24 protein-coding genes are annotated in these 20,631 nt (G+C 60.0%); 13 read left to right on the top strand and 11 right to left on the bottom strand.

The window, feature by feature from the left end; all coding sequences use genetic code 11:
* Window positions 1-15: 15 nt before the first annotated feature.
* From DVJ77_RS04415 to DVJ77_RS04400, 4 genes are all read left to right on the top strand, one after another.
* Complete coding sequence (locus tag DVJ77_RS04415; RefSeq protein WP_114844282.1) at window positions 16-288, top strand: hypothetical protein; 273 nt, start codon at window positions 16-18, stop codon at window positions 286-288.
* A 69-nt stretch (window positions 289-357) separates the two neighbouring features.
* A complete protein-coding gene (locus DVJ77_RS04410) occupies window positions 358-1,239 on the top strand; it encodes a methylated-DNA--[protein]-cysteine S-methyltransferase (RefSeq protein WP_114844281.1) in 882 nt (293 codons plus the stop codon).
* Between the two features lie 136 nt (window positions 1,240-1,375).
* Window positions 1,376-2,296 (top strand): drug/metabolite exporter YedA, encoded by a 921-nt coding sequence (yedA, locus tag DVJ77_RS04405; protein WP_114844280.1) that lies wholly within the window; start codon window positions 1,376-1,378, stop codon window positions 2,294-2,296.
* Window positions 2,297-2,548: 252 nt separating this feature from the next.
* On the top strand, window positions 2,549-3,211 hold the full coding sequence (locus tag DVJ77_RS04400; protein ID WP_114844279.1) for an energy transducer TonB: 663 nt from the start codon (window positions 2,549-2,551) through the stop codon (window positions 3,209-3,211).
* Window positions 3,212-3,277: 66 nt separating this feature from the next.
* Here DVJ77_RS04400 and DVJ77_RS04395 read toward each other — a convergent pair whose 3' ends face one another.
* Window positions 3,278-3,580, bottom strand: coding sequence for a hypothetical protein (locus DVJ77_RS04395; protein ID WP_114844278.1), 303 nt, complete (start codon window positions 3,578-3,580; stop codon window positions 3,278-3,280).
* Window positions 3,581-3,806: 226 nt separating this feature from the next.
* On the opposite strand from DVJ77_RS04395, the gene DVJ77_RS04390 reads away from it, so the two are divergent.
* Window positions 3,807-4,388, top strand: a complete 582-nt coding sequence (locus tag DVJ77_RS04390; RefSeq protein WP_114844277.1) for a cysteine dioxygenase — start codon at window positions 3,807-3,809, stop codon at window positions 4,386-4,388.
* A 41-nt stretch (window positions 4,389-4,429) separates the two neighbouring features.
* The gene (locus tag DVJ77_RS04385; protein ID WP_114844276.1) at window positions 4,430-5,797 is read left to right on the top strand and encodes an FAD/NAD(P)-binding protein; all 1,368 of its coding nucleotides are present in this window, start codon (window positions 4,430-4,432) and stop codon (window positions 5,795-5,797) included.
* A gap of 51 nt (window positions 5,798-5,848) precedes the next feature.
* Here the strand turns inward: DVJ77_RS04385 and DVJ77_RS04380 are convergent, their stop codons facing one another.
* Window positions 5,849-6,856 (bottom strand): zinc-binding alcohol dehydrogenase family protein, encoded by a 1,008-nt coding sequence (locus DVJ77_RS04380; RefSeq protein WP_114844275.1) that lies wholly within the window; start codon window positions 6,854-6,856, stop codon window positions 5,849-5,851.
* 219 nt (window positions 6,857-7,075) lie between these two features.
* On the opposite strand from DVJ77_RS04380, the gene cls reads away from it, so the two are divergent.
* Window positions 7,076-8,479: a cardiolipin synthase gene (gene cls / locus DVJ77_RS04375; protein ID WP_114844274.1), complete on the top strand. Its 1,404-nt coding sequence runs from the start codon at window positions 7,076-7,078 to the stop codon at window positions 8,477-8,479.
* 353 nt (window positions 8,480-8,832) lie between these two features.
* Here cls and DVJ77_RS04370 read toward each other — a convergent pair whose 3' ends face one another.
* Together DVJ77_RS04370 and DVJ77_RS04365 are read right to left on the bottom strand one after the other, a co-directional pair.
* Complete coding sequence (locus DVJ77_RS04370; RefSeq protein WP_114844273.1) at window positions 8,833-10,032, bottom strand: MFS transporter; 1,200 nt, start codon at window positions 10,030-10,032, stop codon at window positions 8,833-8,835.
* The gene (locus tag DVJ77_RS04365; protein ID WP_114844711.1) at window positions 10,029-10,436 is read right to left on the bottom strand and encodes a hypothetical protein; all 408 of its coding nucleotides are present in this window, start codon (window positions 10,434-10,436) and stop codon (window positions 10,029-10,031) included. Before DVJ77_RS04365 ends, DVJ77_RS04370 begins: the two co-directional genes overlap by 4 nt.
* A gap of 178 nt (window positions 10,437-10,614) precedes the next feature.
* Here DVJ77_RS04365 and pncA point away from each other — a divergent pair, with 178 nt between their 5' ends.
* Window positions 10,615-11,298 (top strand): bifunctional nicotinamidase/pyrazinamidase, encoded by a 684-nt coding sequence (pncA, locus tag DVJ77_RS04360; protein WP_114844272.1) that lies wholly within the window; start codon window positions 10,615-10,617, stop codon window positions 11,296-11,298.
* Between the two features lie 58 nt (window positions 11,299-11,356).
* Here the strand turns inward: pncA and DVJ77_RS04355 are convergent, their stop codons facing one another.
* From DVJ77_RS04355 to DVJ77_RS04345, 3 genes are read right to left on the bottom strand one after another with little or no spacing between them, the layout of a single operon-like run.
* A complete protein-coding gene (locus DVJ77_RS04355) occupies window positions 11,357-11,545 on the bottom strand; it encodes a CPXCG motif-containing cysteine-rich protein (RefSeq protein WP_114844271.1) in 189 nt (62 codons plus the stop codon).
* Between the two features lie 29 nt (window positions 11,546-11,574).
* Window positions 11,575-12,111 (bottom strand): DUF1697 domain-containing protein, encoded by a 537-nt coding sequence (locus DVJ77_RS04350; RefSeq protein ID WP_162791363.1) that lies wholly within the window; start codon window positions 12,109-12,111, stop codon window positions 11,575-11,577.
* Window positions 12,108-12,590, bottom strand: a complete 483-nt coding sequence (locus DVJ77_RS04345; protein ID WP_225427814.1) for a putative toxin-antitoxin system toxin component, PIN family — start codon at window positions 12,588-12,590, stop codon at window positions 12,108-12,110. The genes DVJ77_RS04350 and DVJ77_RS04345 overlap by 4 nt, the downstream gene beginning before the upstream one ends.
* Window positions 12,591-12,652: 62 nt before the next feature.
* Between DVJ77_RS04345 and DVJ77_RS04340 the strand changes: the two genes are divergently transcribed.
* From DVJ77_RS04340 to DVJ77_RS04325, 4 genes are read left to right on the top strand one after another with little or no spacing between them, the layout of a single operon-like run.
* Entirely contained in the window at window positions 12,653-12,931 is a 279-nt protein-coding gene (locus DVJ77_RS04340) for a hypothetical protein (RefSeq protein WP_114844269.1), read from the top strand.
* A 10-nt stretch (window positions 12,932-12,941) separates the two neighbouring features.
* Window positions 12,942-13,439: a M48 metallopeptidase family protein gene (locus DVJ77_RS04335; RefSeq protein ID WP_114844268.1), complete on the top strand. Its 498-nt coding sequence runs from the start codon at window positions 12,942-12,944 to the stop codon at window positions 13,437-13,439.
* A 15-nt stretch (window positions 13,440-13,454) separates the two neighbouring features.
* Complete coding sequence (locus tag DVJ77_RS04330) at window positions 13,455-14,387, top strand: ion channel (RefSeq protein ID WP_114844267.1); 933 nt, start codon at window positions 13,455-13,457, stop codon at window positions 14,385-14,387.
* Between the two features lie 57 nt (window positions 14,388-14,444).
* Window positions 14,445-15,266: an META and DUF4377 domain-containing protein gene (locus DVJ77_RS04325; RefSeq protein WP_114844266.1), complete on the top strand. Its 822-nt coding sequence runs from the start codon at window positions 14,445-14,447 to the stop codon at window positions 15,264-15,266.
* Between the two features lie 102 nt (window positions 15,267-15,368).
* Here the strand turns inward: DVJ77_RS04325 and DVJ77_RS04320 are convergent, their stop codons facing one another.
* The gene (locus DVJ77_RS04320) at window positions 15,369-15,746 is read right to left on the bottom strand and encodes a YciI family protein (protein ID WP_114844265.1); all 378 of its coding nucleotides are present in this window, start codon (window positions 15,744-15,746) and stop codon (window positions 15,369-15,371) included.
* A gap of 65 nt (window positions 15,747-15,811) precedes the next feature.
* Complete coding sequence (locus DVJ77_RS04315; protein WP_114844264.1) at window positions 15,812-16,357, bottom strand: DUF6630 family protein; 546 nt, start codon at window positions 16,355-16,357, stop codon at window positions 15,812-15,814.
* A 334-nt stretch (window positions 16,358-16,691) separates the two neighbouring features.
* On the opposite strand from DVJ77_RS04315, the gene DVJ77_RS04310 reads away from it, so the two are divergent.
* Complete coding sequence (locus DVJ77_RS04310; RefSeq protein ID WP_162791362.1) at window positions 16,692-18,326, top strand: MASE1 domain-containing protein; 1,635 nt, start codon at window positions 16,692-16,694, stop codon at window positions 18,324-18,326.
* Window positions 18,327-18,374: 48 nt separating this feature from the next.
* On the opposite strand, the gene DVJ77_RS04305 is transcribed toward DVJ77_RS04310, so the two are convergent.
* Together DVJ77_RS04305 and DVJ77_RS04295 are read right to left on the bottom strand one after the other, a co-directional pair.
* Window positions 18,375-18,857, bottom strand: a complete 483-nt coding sequence (locus DVJ77_RS04305; protein ID WP_114844262.1) for a hypothetical protein — start codon at window positions 18,855-18,857, stop codon at window positions 18,375-18,377.
* A gap of 858 nt (window positions 18,858-19,715) precedes the next feature.
* Window positions 19,716-20,621 (bottom strand): cyclase family protein, encoded by a 906-nt coding sequence (locus DVJ77_RS04295; RefSeq protein WP_114844260.1) that lies wholly within the window; start codon window positions 20,619-20,621, stop codon window positions 19,716-19,718.
* Between the last annotated feature and the right edge of the window lie 10 nt (window positions 20,622-20,631).

Below are 20,631 nucleotides of genomic sequence, written 5' to 3'. Positions count from 1 at the left end.
ACGGATTTTTAACACATGCGCTTCGTCCTGCTCTCTCCGCGTCGTTCCCGCCATCCTCTGGTCCGTGCATTGTCGCTGCTGATCGGCCTTGCGTTGGTTGGCGTGTTGCTGGTGTTCGGGCTGATTGTGGCCGGTGTGCTGCTGGTCGGCGGCGCCGTGCTGTTCGCCTTGCGCCAATGGACCCAAAACCGCAACGCCCAGCGCCCAGCGACGGCCAAGGCGCATGAGCCGGAAGTTCTCGAAGGCGAGTTCGTCGTTTTGCAGCAAACCAACCGCACTGCGCATTAAGCGCAACATTCGGATAGTTGCCGTTACCGACCCGGACTAATCTGACGGCATTCATCTACGGATGCCGCCATGAATATGCGTAATGCCACCACCGACACTGCCCTCGAACGCGTTCGCGGCTTGATCGAACACGCCGACGAGGCGCCCAGCCTGGCTACGCTGGCCGAGGCCGCCGGGTTAAGCCCCAGCCATTTGCAGCGCGTCTTTCGCCGCCGCTACGGCATGAGCCCGGCCGAATACCACCGTGCCCGCCGCTTCGGCCAGTTGAAAGCTGCGCTGCGCGACGGCGCGCGCGTAACCGATGCGGTATACGACGCCGGTTTCGGCTCCGGCAGCCGGGTGTATGAGCATAGCGATCGCCTGTTCGGCATGACCCCGGCCAGCTACCGTGCCGGCGGCGCCGGCGCCAGCATTCGCTACACCACCACGGATACACCGCTGGGCCGGCTGCTGGTCGCCACCACCACGCGCGGCATCTGCTCGGTCACCCTGGGCGATGACGACGCCGAACTGAAGGCGCGCCTGATCGCCGAATTTCCGCAGGCAACACATGAGCGCGTCGATGCCGGGCGCGAGGAATGGCTGGACGCGGTGATCGCCCGTATCGCCAGCGAACTAGGCTGGAGCAACACCGCCGCACCGGCGATGCCGCCACTGGATGTCGCCGCCACGGCGTTTCAATGGCGCGTGTGGGAAGCATTGACGCGCATCCCCGAAGGCGTCACCAAGAGCTATGGCGAGCTGGCCAGCGAACTGGGCATGCCGCGTGCGGCACGTGCGATCGGTAACGCCTGCGGCAATAACCGACTGGCGCTGCTGGTGCCCTGCCATCGCATCGTGCGCGAGGACGGCAGCCTCGGTGGCTGGCGTTGGGGTGTGGAGCGCAAACGCGAGCTGTTGGCGCGTGAACATCGGCGCACGGCAGCACGGGAGACGGTGGCGTACGCCTGACCCGCCTGCGCAGCCCCTTGAGCGCACTTCAAGTCTGACTTGCAAAAGCCTCGCTACGGCTTATCCATTTATTGCATAAGCCGCAGTTAGAATAGTCAGGCATCCACCCCGCGATGCCCTGCCTGCGTCCCCGCTCATGACCGATTCCACCACCGACTCCGCGACTCGCGGGGCGCCTCTCGTTTTCGCCAACACGCGCGTCCTGGTGCCGCTGTCGCTGTTAGCGCTGTACATCATCTGGGGTTCGACTTACCTGGGTATCCGCTATGCGCTGGAGAGCTATCCGCCGTTTCTGCTCGCCGGGTTGCGCTTTCTCGGTGCAGGCGTTGCGATGTTTGGTTTTCTGCGTGTCCGCGGCATGGCGATGCCAACACCGCGGCAGTGGCGCAACGCGGCCATCACCGGCATCTTGCTGCTTGGGTTCGGCAATGGCCTGGTGTGCTTCGCCGAGCAGCGGGTGAGCTCGGGCATTGCCGCCGTGGCGGTGGCCAGCATGCCGCTGTTCGCGGCACTGTTCTCCACCCTTTATGGCGAGCGGCCCACGCGGCGCGAAAGCTTTGGCCTGATGATCGGCTTTGTCGGCGTGATCGTGCTGAACCTCGGCGCTGGCTTGTCGGGCTCGCGGATCGGGGCACTCGCGTTGATCGTCGCATCCATGAGCTGGGCTTTCGGCTCCATCTGGAGCCGTCGCCAAGAGATGCCGCCGGGCCCCATGAACACCGCCGCGCAAATGCTTTGCGCCAGCGTGGCGTTGTTGCTGGTCAGCTTTATGAGCGGCGAGCACATGCCTGCACACCCAACGCTACGGGCTACGCTCGCCGTCGTTTACCTGGCGGTATTCGGCTCGATCATCGCGTTCAGCGCCTTTCTCTACGTGCTCAAGCATGCGCGGCCGGCGCTGGCCACGACCTACGCCTATGTCAACCCGCCGGTCGCCGTGCTGTTCGGCATCGTGATGGTCGGCGAGCAGATCGGGCCCTATGACTTGCTCGGCATGGCGATCATTCTGGTCGGCGTGGGCGTGATTACGCTGGCTCGGGTGCGGCGGGCGCGGTAAGCCCCGATTCTCGGCGCAGCTCGCTCATTGGCTCGCGCCGACCTTCCCCGAGCGAATATAGACGTCCAGATAGAAATAGCCCGGCCCTCGCAGGGGCGGGCCGGCTTTATCGATTAGTTTCAAAAAAACCTTTTGCATTCGCTCGGAAGAGAAGTCCAGACTGGCCTCGCACCGAGCGATTCCCCAACGACTCTGTGTCGTTCGCCACGGTGCCATACACGCTTCCCTTCCCCACGAGCAGGAGGTGGCTTCATGGTGTCCGCAAATCTTCCCGTTGCTCACCGCACGCATCCCGACAGCGTGCGCATCGCCGCCTATAGCGCGGCCATCGTCATCAATATCGCCGTACTGTTGATCGCCTTGCGGCCTCTCGCACCGCAAATCATGCAGCGCATCGAAGAAGCTTTACCCACGCAGGTGCGCATTATTCAGAAGGAGATTCCGCCGCCGCCGCCACCGGCGATTGAGATAGAAAAGGTGCAACCCAAGGCCACGCCGCATGCTCGTCAGCAACAAGTCGTGACCCCACCCGCGACCGTCCCGACCAGCGAAGGCAGGGTCGAGACACCACCGGTCACCCCTGTATCCATCGCGCCTTCTGATGCCACACCTGTTGCAGCGGTGAGCGTTACACCCATCGAAGCCACTCTGGCTTATCGATCGGCACCGCTCAGTTTCCCCACGCAGGCACTACGTCAACGTCTGCACGGCACTGTGCTGCTACGTGTGTTGGTCAACGAGGATGGCAAACCTGTCGATGTCGCAATCGAACAAAGCTGCGGATCTCCCCTGCTCGATCGCAGCGCTCGCGAACAGGTGCTGGCGAAATGGACGTTCCAGCCAGCGATGGTTCAAGGGCAGCATGTGCGCGCCTGGGCACGTGTGCCAGTTACCTTCGATCTGCGCGATCTGTAAAAAAACAAGGCCCGGCCCGCCACCACAGCGGAGCCGGGCCTTTCCACGGCAATCGCAGCAGGTTACTTAGCGCGCTGCCGTATTTGGCGTGACAGTGGCGGCGGCTGCCGGTTGCCGCGCTGCGCGAGCGATAGCCCAGATCACGGCTACCAGCAGCAAGACAGGCAAACAAAGCGGCAACAAGGCCAATGCCACGATCGGCGCGACGATCATCAGCGCGACGCCGCCAAAAACCAGACCCAATACCGCACCAACGATACTGAACAGGCCGCCGATCAAGGCAAAGGTCAGCTTGAAAATCACGCCGATCAACGAACCGATCAGCCATAACATCGTGAACAGCATCACCACAACGAATATCGCAATCATGTCGCTCTCCTCGGCTCTCCATGCATCAGGCAACTGCCTGTACCGCATGAAGCCATGGCTGCAGATTAGGCCGCTTGAGCGGGCTTTTCATGGATCAGAAGTCATGCTGTTCATATAAAGGGCTGACAGGCTTTGGGTGGATTCTAACCATCTGTCACCGTTGGGGTTACATGACTTTAACGATAGCCATGCTCCACTGCGCGCCGTCCCCTGCAGAGTGTTGTTCATGGGCAAGCATTCGCGAACCATCAAAACATTACGTGAGATCGCACTCGAATACGGCGTTGGCGAGCAACCCGATCTGGCCGCCATGGCTCGCGCGCTAGGCAGCGCTATTCATAAAGACACCCCCGTACCAGGCGATGGCCCGAGCAAGTTGCACCATCCTCAGCGCGGCTTTCAGCGCTGGCTGATTGGCGAACGCAACAGGCCGGCGATCAGCGTACTCATCATGTCGTGGCCGCCCAATTACTACACGCCCGTGCACGATCACGGCGGGTTATGGGGGGTCGAGGTCGCGCTGTACGGCGCTCTTGAAGTGGAGTCCTACGAGCGCGAGGCTGCATCGAACGCCTTGCGCTTTCGCCAACGCGATTGGCTGGGACCGGGCGATGCCACCTGGTTCGAAGCAGGCGACACCCACGCGCATCGTTGCCGCAACCTGTCGCGCCACGATACGGCGCTCACGCTACATGTCTATGGTGGACAGCTAGCGCAATACACCGCCTACGAACAGGCGACCGAGCATGCCGCTGAATGGCATGCGCAGACACAATACGCCGCTATCGCGGGCCAGTTACGCGGCTGAGTGGAGTCGTCACTATCGCAACATCCAATCAAAGGGACTTTATGAAACGACGGATCGCCATCATCGGCGGCGGCGCATCGGCGGCGACGCTGCTAAGTGAATTGCTGGATCGCCAACCTACCCGCCCCCTGCATCTGGATTGGTATACCGGGGGCGGCGCGCAAGCACGCGGCGTTGCTTATGGCACGCGCTCAGAGCGCCATCTGCTCAATGTACGCGCCGCTTCGATGAGCCTGCTGGCCGGTAAACCGAAGGGTTTTCTCGATTTCGCCCAACGCGGCGACCGCTCCATCGCCGGCACTGATTTTCTACCGCGCCGGCTATATGGCGACTATCTCGAAACTGAAGTAGCGCATGCCCTGGAACGCGCGCAAGCAGTCGGTCATGACGTTCGCACGGTGCCGTTCGCCGTCGATTCGCTAGTACCCGAACATGACGGCATCACCGTGATTCAAGGTGAAAACAGCCATCGCGTCGATGCTGCCGTACTGGCACTGGGTGCACTGCCGGCACAGCCATTGAACGGCGTCAGCGATGAGGCTTTGGCCAGCGGCAAATACATTATCGATCCATGGCGATTCTTGGCCGAAACACGGCCCGACCCACGGCCGCTCAACGTCGCCGTGATCGGCCTGGGCCTCACCGCCGTCGATGTACTGATCGAATTGGCCGTGCAATGGCCCAATGCACGATTCACCGCGATCTCGCGCCATGGCCTGCTACCCGAAGCGCATCTCGTGACAGCGTCGGCTCCCGCTGACGATGGCGGCGGGTTGGTCGAAGCGATGCGCGATGCGCCGGAGATCCGCGCCTGGATGCATTTGCTGCGCGAGGCGATTGCGCACAGTCGCGATTGGCGCACCGTTATCGATGCGTTGCGCCTGCATACCCCAACGCTATGGCTGGCCCTGCCAGACGCCGAGCGCGCACGTTTTCTTCGCCACGCACGCTGGGCCTGGGAGCGCGCGCGGCATCGCATGCCACCACAGCTTAACGACACCCTCAGCGCGCTTGAATGCAGCGGCCGGCTGCAGCGCCATAAGGGCCGGCTGCAAACGGTGGCATGGGCTGACGGTTGCTTGCAATTGCAAATCCAGCCGCGCGGTGACCATACGCCGATGGCCATGCACGCGGACGTGCTGATCCAGACGGTGGGCTTAGATACCGATGTACGCCGCACGCAGCACCCATTGGTACGTCAGTTGGCGACCAACGGCCACATCACAGCCGATCCTCTGGGCCTCGGCTGCCATGCCACACCCGAGGGTCGCTTGCATCACCAGGGCGATATTCAACCGCGGCTGTTCGCCATCGGCAGCCTGTTGCGCGGCACGCTGTGGGAGTCCACCGCGATGCCGGAGATCCGCCAACAGGCGCGCGCGCTGGCCGACCAGCTATTAGCCGCCTGAACTGATTTCACGTCATTCATCGCCACCGGCGTTAAAGCCTGTGGCGATACATCAAAAACCGCTGAGCACCCATTTTCCGATGGTGCTTCCGCTTTCCAGCAAAGCATGTGCTCGACGCAGATTCGCTGCATCGATACGCCCCAGGTTTTCACGCAGGGTGGTGCGCAGCACACCGGCATCGACCAGGTCGGCCACTTCGTCGAGCAAACGATGCTGGTCGAGCATGTCGTCCGTGCGAAACAACGAGCGGGTGAACATGGACTCCCAATGCAGCGACAGACTTTTCGGCTTGAGCGCACGAATATCCAGCAGCGTGGCCGGATCGTCGATCAAGGCCAACCGCCCTTGCGGCTTCAGCAAATCGACGATGGCGGCGTAATGTTGCTCGGTGTGGGTGAGACTGAGTACATAGTTGACGCCCAGCGGTGACACCGCACGCACTTGGGCGGCCAGATCGCCGTGATGATCGACCACATGATGAGCGCCCATGGCCAGCACCCAATCACGACTCACCTCGCGTGACGCAGTGCCGATAACGGTAAGACTGGTCAGTCGACGTGCCAGTTGCACCGCCATCGAACCCACCCCGCCTGCCGCGCCGGTAATCAATACGCTGCCGGCAGCGCGATCGCGTGGCACGCCAAGGCGGTCGAACAATAATTCCCATGCGGTAATCGAGGTCAACGGCAGCGCGGCGGCCTGGGCGAAATCAAGCGTGTTGGGTTTGCGCCCGACAATGCGCTCATCGACCAACTGCAGTTGCGCATTGCTGCCGGTGCGATCAATCGCGCCGGCGTAATAAACCGTATCGCCCGGCTTGAACAAACTCACCTCGCCACCCACCGCGACCACCGTACCGGCGGCATCCCAGCCGAGCACTTTGTCAGCGCCTTGCGGGTCATTGCGCTGGCGCACCTTGGTGTCCACCGGATTCACCGAAATCGCTTCGACCCTCACCAGCAGGTCACGGCCTTGTGCAAGCGGATCGGGCAGTTCAACGTCGATCAAGCTCTGCGTATCGGCAATCGGCAACGAGTGGCGGTAGGCAACGGCCTTCATAGGGTGGCTCCCAGAGCGTGGTTACCGCCTCAGAGTAGCCCACGTTGAGCCGCTATGGCGGCCACAGCGGCATCCCCCTCAGGCCGGGTCTGCTTGCGCGCATGACCGCGTCATCACTCAGCGGCGTACCGACGTACACTCTTTCATTCTTCCTTGTCCCGCGCGCAAACAGCTTCCGGCGCGGGCTATCCTGAGATCGTAAACAGGCTCTAATAACTCATGCTGCTTAGCCTGATTGGAATTATCGCCCTCCTGCTGCATGTCATCGGCATGTTGGCGGCGATGCATGCCGTGATGAATACGCGCACGCCGCAGGGTGCTTTCGCCTGGGTGCTGGGCTTGGCGCTACTGCCCTATTTCACCTTGCTGCCTTATCTGTTTCTAGGGCGCAGCCGGTTCCATGGCTATGTGGACCTGCACCAGGCCAGGCGTCGGCAACTACGCAGCATCATCGCCAAAGAACATGCCGCCACCGACCCGCTGCTGCCCGCGCTCGCACGCTATACCGCCATCGCCAGCATGGCCGATGCGCGCTTTCATCAAGGCCAGCGCCTGCGCCTGCTGATCGACGGCGAAGCCACTTTCGACGCGATTTTCGCGGCCATTGCCGAGGCCAGGCAATGCGTGCTGATGCAGTTCTTCATTTTTCACGACGATCAACTCGGCCGCCGGATGCAACAAGCGCTGCTGGAACGCGCGGCGGCCGGCGTGGAGGTCTATGTGCTGTACGACGGCATTGGCAGCCATGCCTTGCCCAAGCATTACGTGGAAACCTTGCGCGCCGGCGGCGTGGCGATTCATCCGTTTGCCACCCAACAGCGCAGCAATCGCTTTCAGCTAAATTTCCGCAATCACCGCAAGATCGTGGTGATAGATGGTTGGCGCGGCTTTGTCGGCGGCCTCAATGTCGGCGACGAATATCTCGGCCTGAAGCCACCCTTGGCGCCCTGGCGAGATACACACATGGAGCTGCAAGGCCCCGCCGTCGCCGACTTGCAGCGCAGCTTTGCCGAAGACTGGCATTGGGTCACCGACGCGTTGCCGCCACTGTTGCCGACCCGAACCGGCGATGGCGGCGCCAGCACTCTGATTGCCGCCACCGGCCCCGCCGACGCCCAGGAAAGCTGCTCATTGCTCTTCGTCAGCTTGATCCACGCCGCGCAGCAACGGCTATGGCTGACCACGCCGTACTTCGTCCCCGATCAGGCGGTGATGTCCGCCCTGCGGCTGGCCGTGTTTCGCGGCGTGGACGTACGCATACTGATTCCCTCCCGGCCAGATCATTACACGGTGTTTCTCGCCTCAGGTTTGTACGCCCATGACGCCGTCTGCGCAGGCATCCGCATGTTTCGCTATCGACCCGGTTTTGTGCATCAGAAGGTGCTGCTGGTCGATCACGACACCACCTCCATCGGCAGCATGAATCTCGACAGTCGGTCATTTCGGCTCAATTTTGAAATTACCGCGTTGAACGTGGACGAGGATTTCGCCACCGAAGTAGAGGCCATGCTTGAGCATGACTTTGCCCAAACCGATGAGTTGAACGAAGACAGCTACCGCAAGGCGTCTTACCTCAAGCGGCTGGCGATGCATGTGGCGCGGTTGTTTGATCCGGTGTTGTGAGTGGGGTTGTCGCAAGAATGCACCCCCTCCCACCCTCCCCCTACAAGTAGGGGGAGGGGCAAAAGCTGCGCGAGCGGCGGTTTTTGACGTTGGCTCTTGACCTTGGGGCCCCTGTGCGTCGGTGAGGGTTGGACGATCAGGCCCGCAGGGGCATCGACATGGATGTCGATGCCTTTTCGCCAGGGCAGGAAGCCCTGTCGAAAAGCCCGGCCGACCCTCACGCACCCGAAGGGCGACGCACCGGGGTGCTCTTTCTTTTGGTTACTTTTCTTTGAGCAAGCAAAGAAAAGTGACTCGGGCCCCGGCAGGGGTTCGAAAACCGCCGCAGGCGACCAGCCAGCGACAACGCTAAATCACCCCAACGTAGGCCTCCCATACCGAAAATACAGCCCCCCCGTCAGCACCGCCGCCCCCAACGACAAACAAGAAGCCACACCAAACATCGGCGCGTAATTACCCGAAGAAGCCATCAATCCGCCCAGCGGCCCAGTCAGCCCCAGCGCCACATCCACAAACACCGAATACGCAGACAACGCCGCGCCACGGTTGCTGATGCTTACCCGATTCACCGCCTCTACACCCAACGCCGGGAAAAGCAGCGAAAAACCGATGCCCGTAAGTGCGGCGCCAAACATCGCGGTGCCGGCATGCGCTGCCGTTGCCAATACGATCAAGCCACAGCACTCGACCGATAGCGAAACCATCGCCACTCGATAGCCGCCGAAACGCGAAATCGTGCTACCCAACAACAGACGCACGCTGACGAAACACACCCCGAAAACGCTTAACGTCAATGCGGCGTTATTCCAGCTCACGCTGGCGTAATACAGCGTGATAAAAGTAGCGATGACGCCGAAGCCGATCGACCCCATCGCCAGACCCATACCGTAGGGCATGACCCGGCCAAACACGTGCCGCATCGGCAAACGTTCGCCGGCCTGCACTTGCACGCCATGTTGAATGGTCGCGAGCAGTACCGCGCCAAGCATCAACAATGCTCCGGCAATACCGATCGCGATAAAGCCGGCCACCGCAACCAGCCACACGCCCAACGGCGCGCCCAGTGCGAGTGCGCCATAGGTGGCGATACCGTTCCATGAGATCACCTTGGCCGTATGCGCAGAACCCACCCGGCCGATGCCCCACATGATGCAACCCGTGCCCACGCAGCTCTCGCCAAAACCCAGGGCCAGGCGAGCGAGCAGCATCACGCCCAGCGATAGTGGCGGTATGCGGTGCAATAAAGCGGCGGCAACCAGCAACAACCCGCTGATGCCGCACGCCGTCATACCGATCAACGCCGCTCGCTTGGGCCCGGCGACATCAGTGGTGCGCCCGGCGAAACCACGGGTCAGAAAAGTGGCGATGTATTGCGTGCTGATCGCCAACCCGGCCAGGACCGCGCCGTAGCCAAGATCGTTGTGCACGAACGGCGGCAGCACAGCCAACTGCAAACCGACCACCAGATAGGCGAAAAAAGTGAAGCACACCACTTGCACGATATGCAGGGTCAATCGCTTACTGCTGCCGGCGATTACATCAACGGTGGTCATGGGTCGATCTTGTGATTGCCTGTGTGACTGCGCCCGCGAAGAAATCCAAGTTTGGCGATCAATAGCCAACCCAGATACACACCCACCGCCACCCCGGCAAACTCGAACAGCACCCGCGTACCCATGCCGTCCGGGTCATGTACCGCGGCCAGCTTGGCTTTGAGCAACTGCAGCGACTGCAGCCGCCCGTAGTTGAAATAAAACATGTCCCACATATCGCCGCTGCCGGCCAGCAGCAACGCAAGTAAGTACGACCAGCCGATCTGCGTACCCAAGTTCCAGTTGTGCCGTTGACCGTACCTGTGGAAAAAGCCGAACAACAATAATCCCACCACTGCTGCAATGGTCCCGGCCTGGAAGCCTCCGACCATGCCATAGCCCATCCACGATTGGTCGTAATGCATCTCCATCCCTTAGAACGATCTAGGCTCACGGCACATTATGCCTGCCTTGCTCGATGGCTTGCGCGTAGCTGAATCCGCGGCATCACGCACATAGTGTGAGCCCACCGCGTCACACTCTATTGGACGGTACTGGCCTTAGACTCATCAAAGCCAATCTCACTCCAGACCAGCCGCGACCATGACCCCATCCATCAGCGATCACGCCGCCCTGATCCTCGTCGATGTGCAATCCGACTTCATGCCCGGTGGTGCGCTGGCCTGCCACGAGGGCGATGCCATTGTGCCGGGCATCAATCACTTGCTGAAAGCAGGCCTGTTTCGTCATGTGGTCGCCACTCAAGACTGGCACCCGCGCGGACACGTCTCCTTCGCCAGCACGCATACAGGCAAGCACCCGTTTGAACGTATTCCGTTGTATGGCCACGCACAGACCCTATGGCCGGCCCATTGCGTGCAAGGTACGCCAGGCGCGGCACTGCATCAGGGGATCGACTGGTCTTCGCTGAATGCGGTGATTCGCAAAGGCAGCGACCCTCGCGTCGACTCCTACAGCGCCTTTCGCGAAAACCACGGCCCGCACGGCAATCGGCCCAGCACCGGTCTCGCCGGCTGGCTGCGGGAGCGAGACATCGTAGAGGTATATATCTGCGGTCTGGCTCGCGACATCTGTGTGTTGTGGACGGCGCAAGATGCGGTTGAACTGGGCTTCCAAACGCGCTTGCTGTGGGATTTGACCCGCCCGGTGACGCCGGACTCCGACATCGCTACGCGCACCCGCCTGGACCGACTCGAAGTAACCGTGCTCGATACGAACAGTTGGTTTGATACCTACCCCGCGGCATTAACCGCGTGGGCGCGTTAAGCCGGCTCAGGCTGGTCGAGCATGGACTGATCGGCTCGACGATGGCCGGGTTGACCGCCTAGCCATCGTCTTCAGACTGCACGCCAATCTGCCATTCACCGTCTTCATCGGCATTTATCGTCAAAGTAATCGGCTGGCAGCAGACGTGGCAGTCCTCGATATAGCGCTGATGCTCGATCGAGGTATCCACCAGGATATAGATCGTTTCGCCGCAATACGGGCAATGGATAGTCTGTGGCATCTGCATGGCATTGGGCCTGATAGTCGTGGGTCTGCTTACACCATCGCCGCAAGCTTGAGCACCGTATTCCAATTGCGTGCCGTACCGGTGACACCGAGTTTGCGCTCCAGCAAGGCCATGGTGAGACGTGAGCGGCCGATACCTTCGGGATAAACGAGATAAGCCTGCCGCCCCTCGACATGAATCGACTCCGGGCCGGCATAGCTCTCGTGTAAAGCCGCGATGCCTGCCGCGTCCGGCGCGGCTTTCAGGGCCATCACCAGTACCTGCGCGGGATTTTCGGCGGTTTCTCGGGCGAACGGATTACCCGCCACGATGGATGTCCATTCCGTGGCGCTGCGCATGATGCATGGGATGTCAAACCCGAAACGCCGGCGCAGCTCGACCTCCAGCGCGCGCTCGATGGTTGCGGCCTTGCCGGCCTTGGCCTCAAACACAAGATTGCCACTCTGCAACAATGTGCGCGGTTGGGCGTACCCCATGTCGGTCGCCATGGCGCGCAACTGCGCCATCGGTACCGCGCGGCCGCTGCCGACATTCACTGCACGCAGCAAGGCTATATAAGCGCTCACCATGCCTCCCTGGACGGCGTCTGCCAGCCCTGCGGCGTAACAATAGCGAACCATCCGGCGCGCAGCGTTCGCGGCCCCAGCTTTAACACTTCTTTATCTTTGCTGATAAGCCAGCGCGCCTGCGTTGCCAGCGCCAGCTCCAAGAATTTCTGATCGTCGGGATCGGCGCAGCGGGGCAAGCCCGCATCGATCGGCTGCCGCAATTCATCGGTCGACAGGTAGCTGGTATGTGCATCGAACGCGGCGCGCGCCTGCGCACGTGCCGCCTCATCCAGCGCCAGCTTCGGATAATGCAGTACCCGCCACCATTCCGCGCGGCAAGCCTCATCGGTCACCGCCTCGACCACGCCGCCTTGCAGCGCAGCCAGTAAAGGTGCGCAAGCCGCATCGCCGAAGACAAACAGGTCGAGGCAGACGTTGGTGTCCAGCACCAGACGCGGCGTGGAAGTATCGGGCTTGAACGTGGCAGGCATGGTCATGGGCGCATGGTGGCATAGCTTCGGCGCGTTACACTGGCGCCCTTCTATCTGGATAAGCAACGATGGCCGAACGTGAGTTTGAACACTATTGGGCCCGTTCAGGCGCCACGGCCGAGGGCTCGCGCTTTGGCGCGTACATCGCTATCACTCCGCGTCATCGAACGGGCTTTCCCAGCTATTTTGCGATCTGCGAAAACCGTAGTTTCCGGCAAAAAGATCTGGCGGAGGAAGCCGCCGCCGCCGCGTTGGCCGCCGTACTGACGCTCGAAGAAGACGGCACCCCGGTTTTCCCGGACGGCTACACCGGTTTCGCCGATGACGCGCCCGCCGACGAGATTTGACGATACGGGTATGACGCCGCTCAAATACCTCGGCGGCTATCCGCCTGCGCTGCAACAGAAAGTGCGCCAGTTGGTCGCCGAGGATCAGCTCGGTGACTATCTGCAGCGGCGTTATCCCGAGCGCCACGAGATCCAGAGCGACAAAGCGCTATACGTCTATACCCATGCGTTGAAGCAAACCTATTTGCGCAACGCGCCGGGCATCGACAAGGTCATGTACGACAACAAGCTCGATGTCATCCAGCGTGCGCTGGGCCTGCACACTGCGATCTCGCGCCTGCACGGCGGCAAGCTGAAGGCGAAGAAAGAGATCCGCATTGCCTCGGTGTTTCGCGAAGCCGCACCCGAGTTTTTGCGCATGATCGTGGTGCACGAGCTGGCTCACCTGAAAGAAACCGATCACAACAAAGCGTTCTATCAGCTATGCGAACACATGCAGCCGGACTATCACCAACTGGAGTTTGACCTGCGCATGTTTCTCACTTGGCGCGATCTTTCACACGCTTGAACCAGAGTGCCTGCCATGAATGCCAAGCCAACTCCACCTAAGCGCACCCGGTATTTCAAGCGCAAACCCCGCACGCTGACGCTCGGCGGCAATCAATTCATCAGCCTGGGGCTTACCCACCATGTCTGGGACGATATCTATCACTACACCCTGACCATCCGCTGGCCGGCATTTTTTGCGCTTGCCGCCCTGGGCTTTGTGCTGCTCAACACGGTTTTTGCGACGCTTTACCAATTGGGCGATCACGCCATCGCCAATCAGTTTCCGCAAGACTTCAGCGGCGCGTTCTTTTTCAGTGTGGAAACCCTGGCCACCGTCGGCTACGGCGATATGCACCCGCAGACGCTGTACGCGCATCTTGTATCCACCGTTGAAATCTTTACCGGCATGGGTTGCATCGCATTGGTCACTGGGCTGATCTTTTCGCGGTTCTCTCGTCCGCGCGCCAAGATGATGTTCTCCAATCACCCGGTAGTGCGCGCCATCAACGGTCAATCGACGCTGATGATTCGGGCGGCGAACGCTCGACAAAACGTCATCGCCGAGGCGTCGGCTTCGCTGAATCTGCTGATCCGCGAATCCAGCGCCGAGGGTTTCAAGATTCGCAAGATTTACGATCTGAAACTGATGCGTGACCGGCACCCGGTTTTCATACTTAGCTGGAGCCTGATGCATGTCATCGATGAAACCAGCCCGCTCTATGGCGCCACGGCCGAAACGCTCGAAAGCACCGAAGCGGTGATTATGCTGACCATTGAAGGCATCGACGAAACCACTTCGCAACCGATGCTGGCGCGGCATCAATGGAGTTACCAGGAGCTACGCTGGAATCACCGCTATATCGATCTTGTCCGCGATGGTGAGGATGGCCATAGCTATATCGATTACACCGTCTTTCACGAAGTGTTGCCGCTGCCGGAAAGTGAAGAAGAAGGCCTGGCTGGCTAAGAAACGTTGCCCTGCAAGAACCAAACGTTTGCTTATTCCATTGATGGAGAATTCGCCATGAAATATTGCTTGCTGTTGCTACCGCTCGCCCTCGCGGCCTGTACACCCACGCCACCGTCCCATCCGAACGCGCCCGGCAGTACCGCCACCTCATCACCGACGGACAGCTCAGCGGCAACACCCGATGCAACCCTGCTGAGTCAGTATCAGTGGCAGTTGAACCAGGCCACCGGCAGCGACGGCAAGCGCATCAATGCTTTGTTCTTCGACGAAAACACCTCCCCGCAAGTGGAATTTGGTCAAGCCCGGCTCAGCGTCAGCAAGGGCTGCAACCGGATGAACGGCGGCTTCCAGATTAAAAACGGACGGCTAGAAGTCTCGCCGCTGGCGCAAACGATGATGGCTTGCTCCAACCAGGCACTGATGGCCATGGATGTCGCTATCGGCGAGCGTTTGCGTGCGCATCCCAAGCTAAGCCTGCAAACCACCGGCGAAGCACCGCTACTACGGCTGGTCACCGATAACGGCGATACCTTGCAGTTCATCGGCAAGCCCACCGCCGAAACCCGCTATGGCGGTGAAGGCACCACCGTATTCATGGAAGTGGCCGCGCAGACCAAGCCCTGTAGCCACCCGCTCATTCCCAATATGGAGTGCCTGCAAGTACGTGAACGCAACTACGACGCTAATGGGCTTAGCGTGGGCACACCGGGCGAGTGGCAGCCGCTCTATCAAAGCATCGAGGGTTATACCCACCAGGCAGGTGTGCGCAACGTGCTGCGCCTGAAGCGCTACGCCATCAAGAACCCGCCGGCCGACGCACCCAATACGGCCTATGTGCTGAATATGGTGATCGAGTCGGAGATCGTTAAGCCCTGAGCCTACGCAAGGCCTAACCCCCTCCCAACCTCCCCCTAGGGCGCAGGGGGAGGAGCAAAAGCTTGCCTCTGGCTGCCGCTGGGGAGGGGTAAAACGGCGTGCCTAGACCGCACCTACCCTGCGCCGCGTATCCATCAAATCGAGTACGGGACGAATCTCGATACACCCGGTGCGCGTCCACGGGAAAGCCGACGCAATCCGCACCGCCTCATCCATGTTCTCAGCTTCGATCAGGTTGAAACCGCCCAGGCATTCTTTCGCCTCGGTAAACGGCCCATCGACAATGGTTACGCGCTCATTGCGTACACGCAGCGACTTGGCCTTGGCTGGTGTATCGAGCTGCTGCGAATCAAGCAGGCAACCTGCCGCGCGAAGTTCATCGGCATGGGCAAAACAGCCACGCATCATGCTGTCGAATTCGCCTGGGGGCAGCTCGTTCAACAGGGTGTCATCGGTGTAAATCATGATTAGAAATTTCATGGTGTCCTCGTTTGCTGCAATCACGCCAACCGCCCCTGCAAGCTAAAAACAAGGGCATATCATGCTTATTCTGCCTCGCTGCCCAGGCGTAGATGAATGCCCAGGTCGATAGCCAATTCGCGCAGTGCTTCACCGTCTCGCTTAAGCGTCATCCAACCGGCATAGCTGTCGCCACCGGTTTCCCACAGCCATAACGTGTAGCCAAACGCGGCAAGGCAGTCATAGGCGATGGCCAGCAGCGAGACAGCGTCATGGCCATCAAAAAACTCATCATCGTCCGGGTCGCCGTTCCAGTCGATCGACAGATTCCAACGCGCGGATAACTCGTCCAGCACCTGCACCAGCGAGGGGGTGTCCTTCCAGTCAACATAAAAACCGGACCGCCAGTCGACCACCTGGCCAATCACCTCAACCGGCTCGATTTCGCCTTCATCGGCGTTAGCCACCGCCTCTCGGTAAGCCAGAAACTGCTGCAAGGTCGTCTCGTCGTCACCTGGGTTAATTAACACCAGCAATTGCCATACCAAGGCTTCTACCGAGCCGTTATCACCGTCCTCGTCATCCGGGCTGTTCTCATATTCGTTGTCAAAAGGGTCGTCTGAATGGCTCATGCGGGGGAAATCACTTGGGGCAAGGCCGGCATGGTTGCGCGTACGGCGGCCAATGGAAAGCCTGGCCTGGCCGGGTACTTGGATGACGGCGCCGAGAGGGGGACAATGGCGCCTCAGTCGCGCGTTAGCCCGAACTTCTACGATGGCCTTCACGCCCAGTAGCCTTTATCGGTCTTATTATGCGTCTACCGCGCCAGGCTTAGGGGAGTTAAGCCGCTGGCATACGGAGGTGACTTCACGCCAAGTTCACTGCCGAAAAGGTCCGATTCATTAGGATGCCTGCGTGATGACTATCAGTCGGGGCGCGACGTCCAAGCCTAAGGGGTATGGGGATATGCAAAGAGCAAAGGGGGAGCATGTTTGGCTGCGCCATGTCGCCGTGGTCATCGCTTATGCGGTGAGCTATACGCTCTTGCGCGACATATCCAATGTGCAATGGCTGCTCCCAGCCGGGCTGCGACTTAGTTGCCTGCTTTTTGTCCCTTATCGCTATTGGCCTGCCTTGGCGCTGGGTGAATGTTTATCCCGAACCTATTCAAGCTATGAGTGCCTTGATGATTTCGGCCTCACCTGGGTTGTGCTGCAATCGTTGCCGGTGATCGTCTTGGCCATGCCTATCGTGTGGTGGTTCCGCCGCCATATGGCAGTCTTTCCATCTCAACAGCTTGTCAGTATCAGCTCACTGCTGCTTTGCACATTATTGGTTTCATTGGTCTGTGCGACCTATGGTTTTATCGCGCTGACTACGGCTCACCTCGCGCCCGGAAAACCTCCGTTCGTCGTGCTACCCATGCACGCCCTCGGCTACTTCTTTGGTAATTATCTAGGTGCGTTGACCATCGTGCCGCTGGTCGTGATGGCCACATTTGAATTACGTGCCGGATCTCTGCGCAATATGCTTTCTCGCGTCGGGGATAGTCACGTCATGCTCGACGGCATGGTGCTCTTACTGCCCACGCTGGCCTTGCTGACCTGGTTGAATACCAAAGCAACGGGCGACACTTCGCAGATCGCGCGGATGGCGATGTTCTTGCCCGTGGCATGGCTGACGTTGAAGCATGGCTGGCGCGGCGCCGCTCTAGGCGGCGGAGCTGCCTGCACCTGCATCTGCTTGTCGTTTCCAACGATGGCAACCCTCGAAGTGCTACAGCCGCAAGCATTTATGGCATTCGCTGCGACGTCGTTACTGATGCTTGGCGCACGCATCACCATACAAAACAAACAGGAGCAGCGCGGTCAGGTCGATGGCCAGCAAGCGCTGTATCTCGCCCAGCAAGGGCTGTACCTCGGTGAATTACGCATGCGCCAAACCGCGTATGCCCTGGAGCAGATCAGCGGCGCGATGCAGCAGATGCATGGCCGTCTGCTCAACAGGCTGCGCCACTTGCTACCTCCCGCCGAAGAGCACAGCTACTACCGGCAAGTCGCTGTAACCCAGCACCAAGTGCATCGTTTAGCCGACGGCCTGTATCCGCGCGCCTGGCGCGATCGCGGGCTGCTTGCGGGCCTGCGCGATGGCGCCATGGCACAGGCACTGGACGATGCTCGTGTCACTTATCAGTGCGAGATACAAGGACGCGGTCTAAGCCAGCTCTCGTCGAGCGTGCATACCGCGCTATATCGGCTGGCCTGCGAAGCTGTTGTGTATCTCTTCGCCCAGGGCTCATTTGAGCAAGTACGCCTATATCTGCGCGGCGGCGAGATCCAAGGTCGCCGCTGGGCGGTATTGCGGCTGGAGGGCACGGGCGTCAGCTCAATCCAGAACGTGGACCCCGAACAATTGGCGCCTCGGTTAGGCGCCAGCGGCCTCGGGTTAAACGCCATTCGCGATCACGCACGAATCTACGGCGGCGACCTGCACATGCTGTCTACGCCTAAAGGTATTCGGGTGACGATGCTGCTGCACGACGCGGCAGAGCTAGAGCGGACAGCAACCTTCGCTGCCACGCCCCGGCTCACCGTTCACTAAACCCGCTCGCTGCCCATCTCAGATTTGCTGAAGAAGCTGCGTGTGCGATCAATGCCCCAACAAATGCATCACATTGCCGCAGTTGTAAGGGTCGGTGCAGGTCGCGGTATCAAATACCCTCAACAGCACTCCGCCATTAGCTTGCGGCGTCAGCAGCACTTGCACTGAGGCATCCCGATAAACCGTCTCGCTCGGCGCCGGCTTAATCATGGTAAGCGGCCGTTGCGGCGTACCGATGAGCTGAGCATCCGTGCCAACCGGCAATACCAGATACTGGCCTTGGGCCGTGGCAAAAGCACCACGCACGGTGCCGTTGAGGTCATTGACCTGGACATAACGGACACCATCACGCTCGAACACATAAACATGCCAGTTTGGGCTGGCGCTAACGTCACGGGCGTTTGGCCAAGACTGGCCCAAACCACTGGCCTGCGGCGACTGCGCCGCGACTGCCGAAACCGACAAACCGATGGCCAACAAACCAGCCAGAGCTGCACGGCGCGAAATAAACCCTTGCGATAGATGGAACATGACGCAATCCCCTTGTTTAAGTCAGCGACACAAGCGCCGACTTGCTAAAGGTAGCATCAGCGGAGATGAATTCTGTGCGAAGTGAATCGAGCGAAACACCTACGTAAACCATTAAAAACAGGCATGAAATCGATTACGGAAAATGCTCCCTGAACAGCCAAGCCGGGGGGATTGAGGTGGATAAGACCCGTGTCCGGCGTCGCCCTTACTCGTTCCGCACCGATTAAGCCCATAAATGGCAAGGTTTCCACTGATTCACACTTCTCCGCTACTGCTTTGCCAACCCTTGCAAGCCATTGACCAACGGGGCCGTATTTAAGCGGGTAAAACGTATGATTTTGCGTTTTATCCGACCACCAAAGCTGTCAATTCGCTGAAGCGGCCCCTTCATTGATCTCCCCAGCGCCAACGCGGGGGCTCTCCCTTGAGCCAGCACACCGCGACAAGCACCGAACAAAGCACACCTGAATACGCCAGGAAGGCACCGGGATGGAGCGGCAACAAGAAAACACCCCCGCCCACCTGAAGAGCCCCGAAGAAGATAAAAACGATCCAGCCTTGCCACACCGAGGGTGGCCCCCACCCCCAGCCATAGCGCTTGGCTGGAAACCAGTACTTTGGTTCGGCTTGCATAGGCGCCCTCCTTCATTGCCTTCTTTGCCAGGAGATTTTACGCCGGGCGTTACAGAACCGAAGCCTAGGGCGTTACTGCAAAGCCCGAACCCTGGGAGTTAATGCAACGTAATGAAGACGAATGCGCGCACCCGGCGATACCTGCGAGTGATGGCTTGTCACTTTCTTAGATTGCAGCACCCTTAGGGTTAGCGATCCGTCAAAAACATGTCATTACGCTGATTTTTAGACGTCTAACCGGGCATGTGCACGGACAGGGAACGTCCCCATGGCGGCGATTTTTGGCGGTACCGCCGAGAAGCGAAACCCATCGACCGGCAGCGCGGCAAGGTTGGTCAGGTGTTCGACAATAGGGATACCGGCCGCGAGCAAGGTGGTATGAACCGGGCGCGCGCCGTCCGATGTATCGTCGATGTTCATCGAATCGATACCGACGAGCGAGGCGCCCTGATCGCGCAGATATTCCGCCGCCGCCTTGGTCAGAAACGGATGCCCTTCAAAATAGCCGTCCGTTCGCCAATGCGCATCCCACCCCGTATGAACAAACACGGCACGCCCGCGCACCTCGACCGCCGCAAAATTCGCCCAATCGATCGACCGTCCCTTCATGCCGACGACGCGCACGACCAGGCCAGGCACATCAGAAATCTGCTCAAGCGAAAGGCCGGTGAGATCATAACCATCGGCATAGCGATGATAAGGGGTGTCGATATAGGTACCGGTGTTACCGACCATCTCTATGCGGCCGATCTGGAACTCTGTGCCCGGCGCATACATATGGCGCGACTGGATACGCGACAGGTGATCGCACACCAGCGGCGCCGGCAAGCCTTTATAGGTCACCATGCCGCTTTCGATGACATGGCTGAGATCGACAAAACGCGTACCCGTGGTTTGCCGAACGACGGTGCCCTCAAGCTCGCCGCGTTTATGCTGCTCATCGACGATCCGTTTATTGAGAATGCGTACTTCACCGACCATCAATAACCGCAGATCGCGAACGATAGTCGCAGCGAGCGCTTGGTCAGCGATATCGCTACCGTCGATATCGAGCCTGAAACCCTGACCCTGAATCCCGCCGCCATTGGAGAACTCGATCTCGAAATCGAAACAGACGCGCTTTTCGGTCATGCAATGTCCT

The sequence above is a fragment of the Dyella tabacisoli genome (assembly GCF_003350925.1).
In the GTDB taxonomy this organism is placed as follows: Bacteria; Pseudomonadota; Gammaproteobacteria; order Xanthomonadales; family Rhodanobacteraceae; genus Dyella_C; species Dyella_C tabacisoli.
This window is presented reverse-complemented; position numbering and strand designations above follow the sequence as displayed.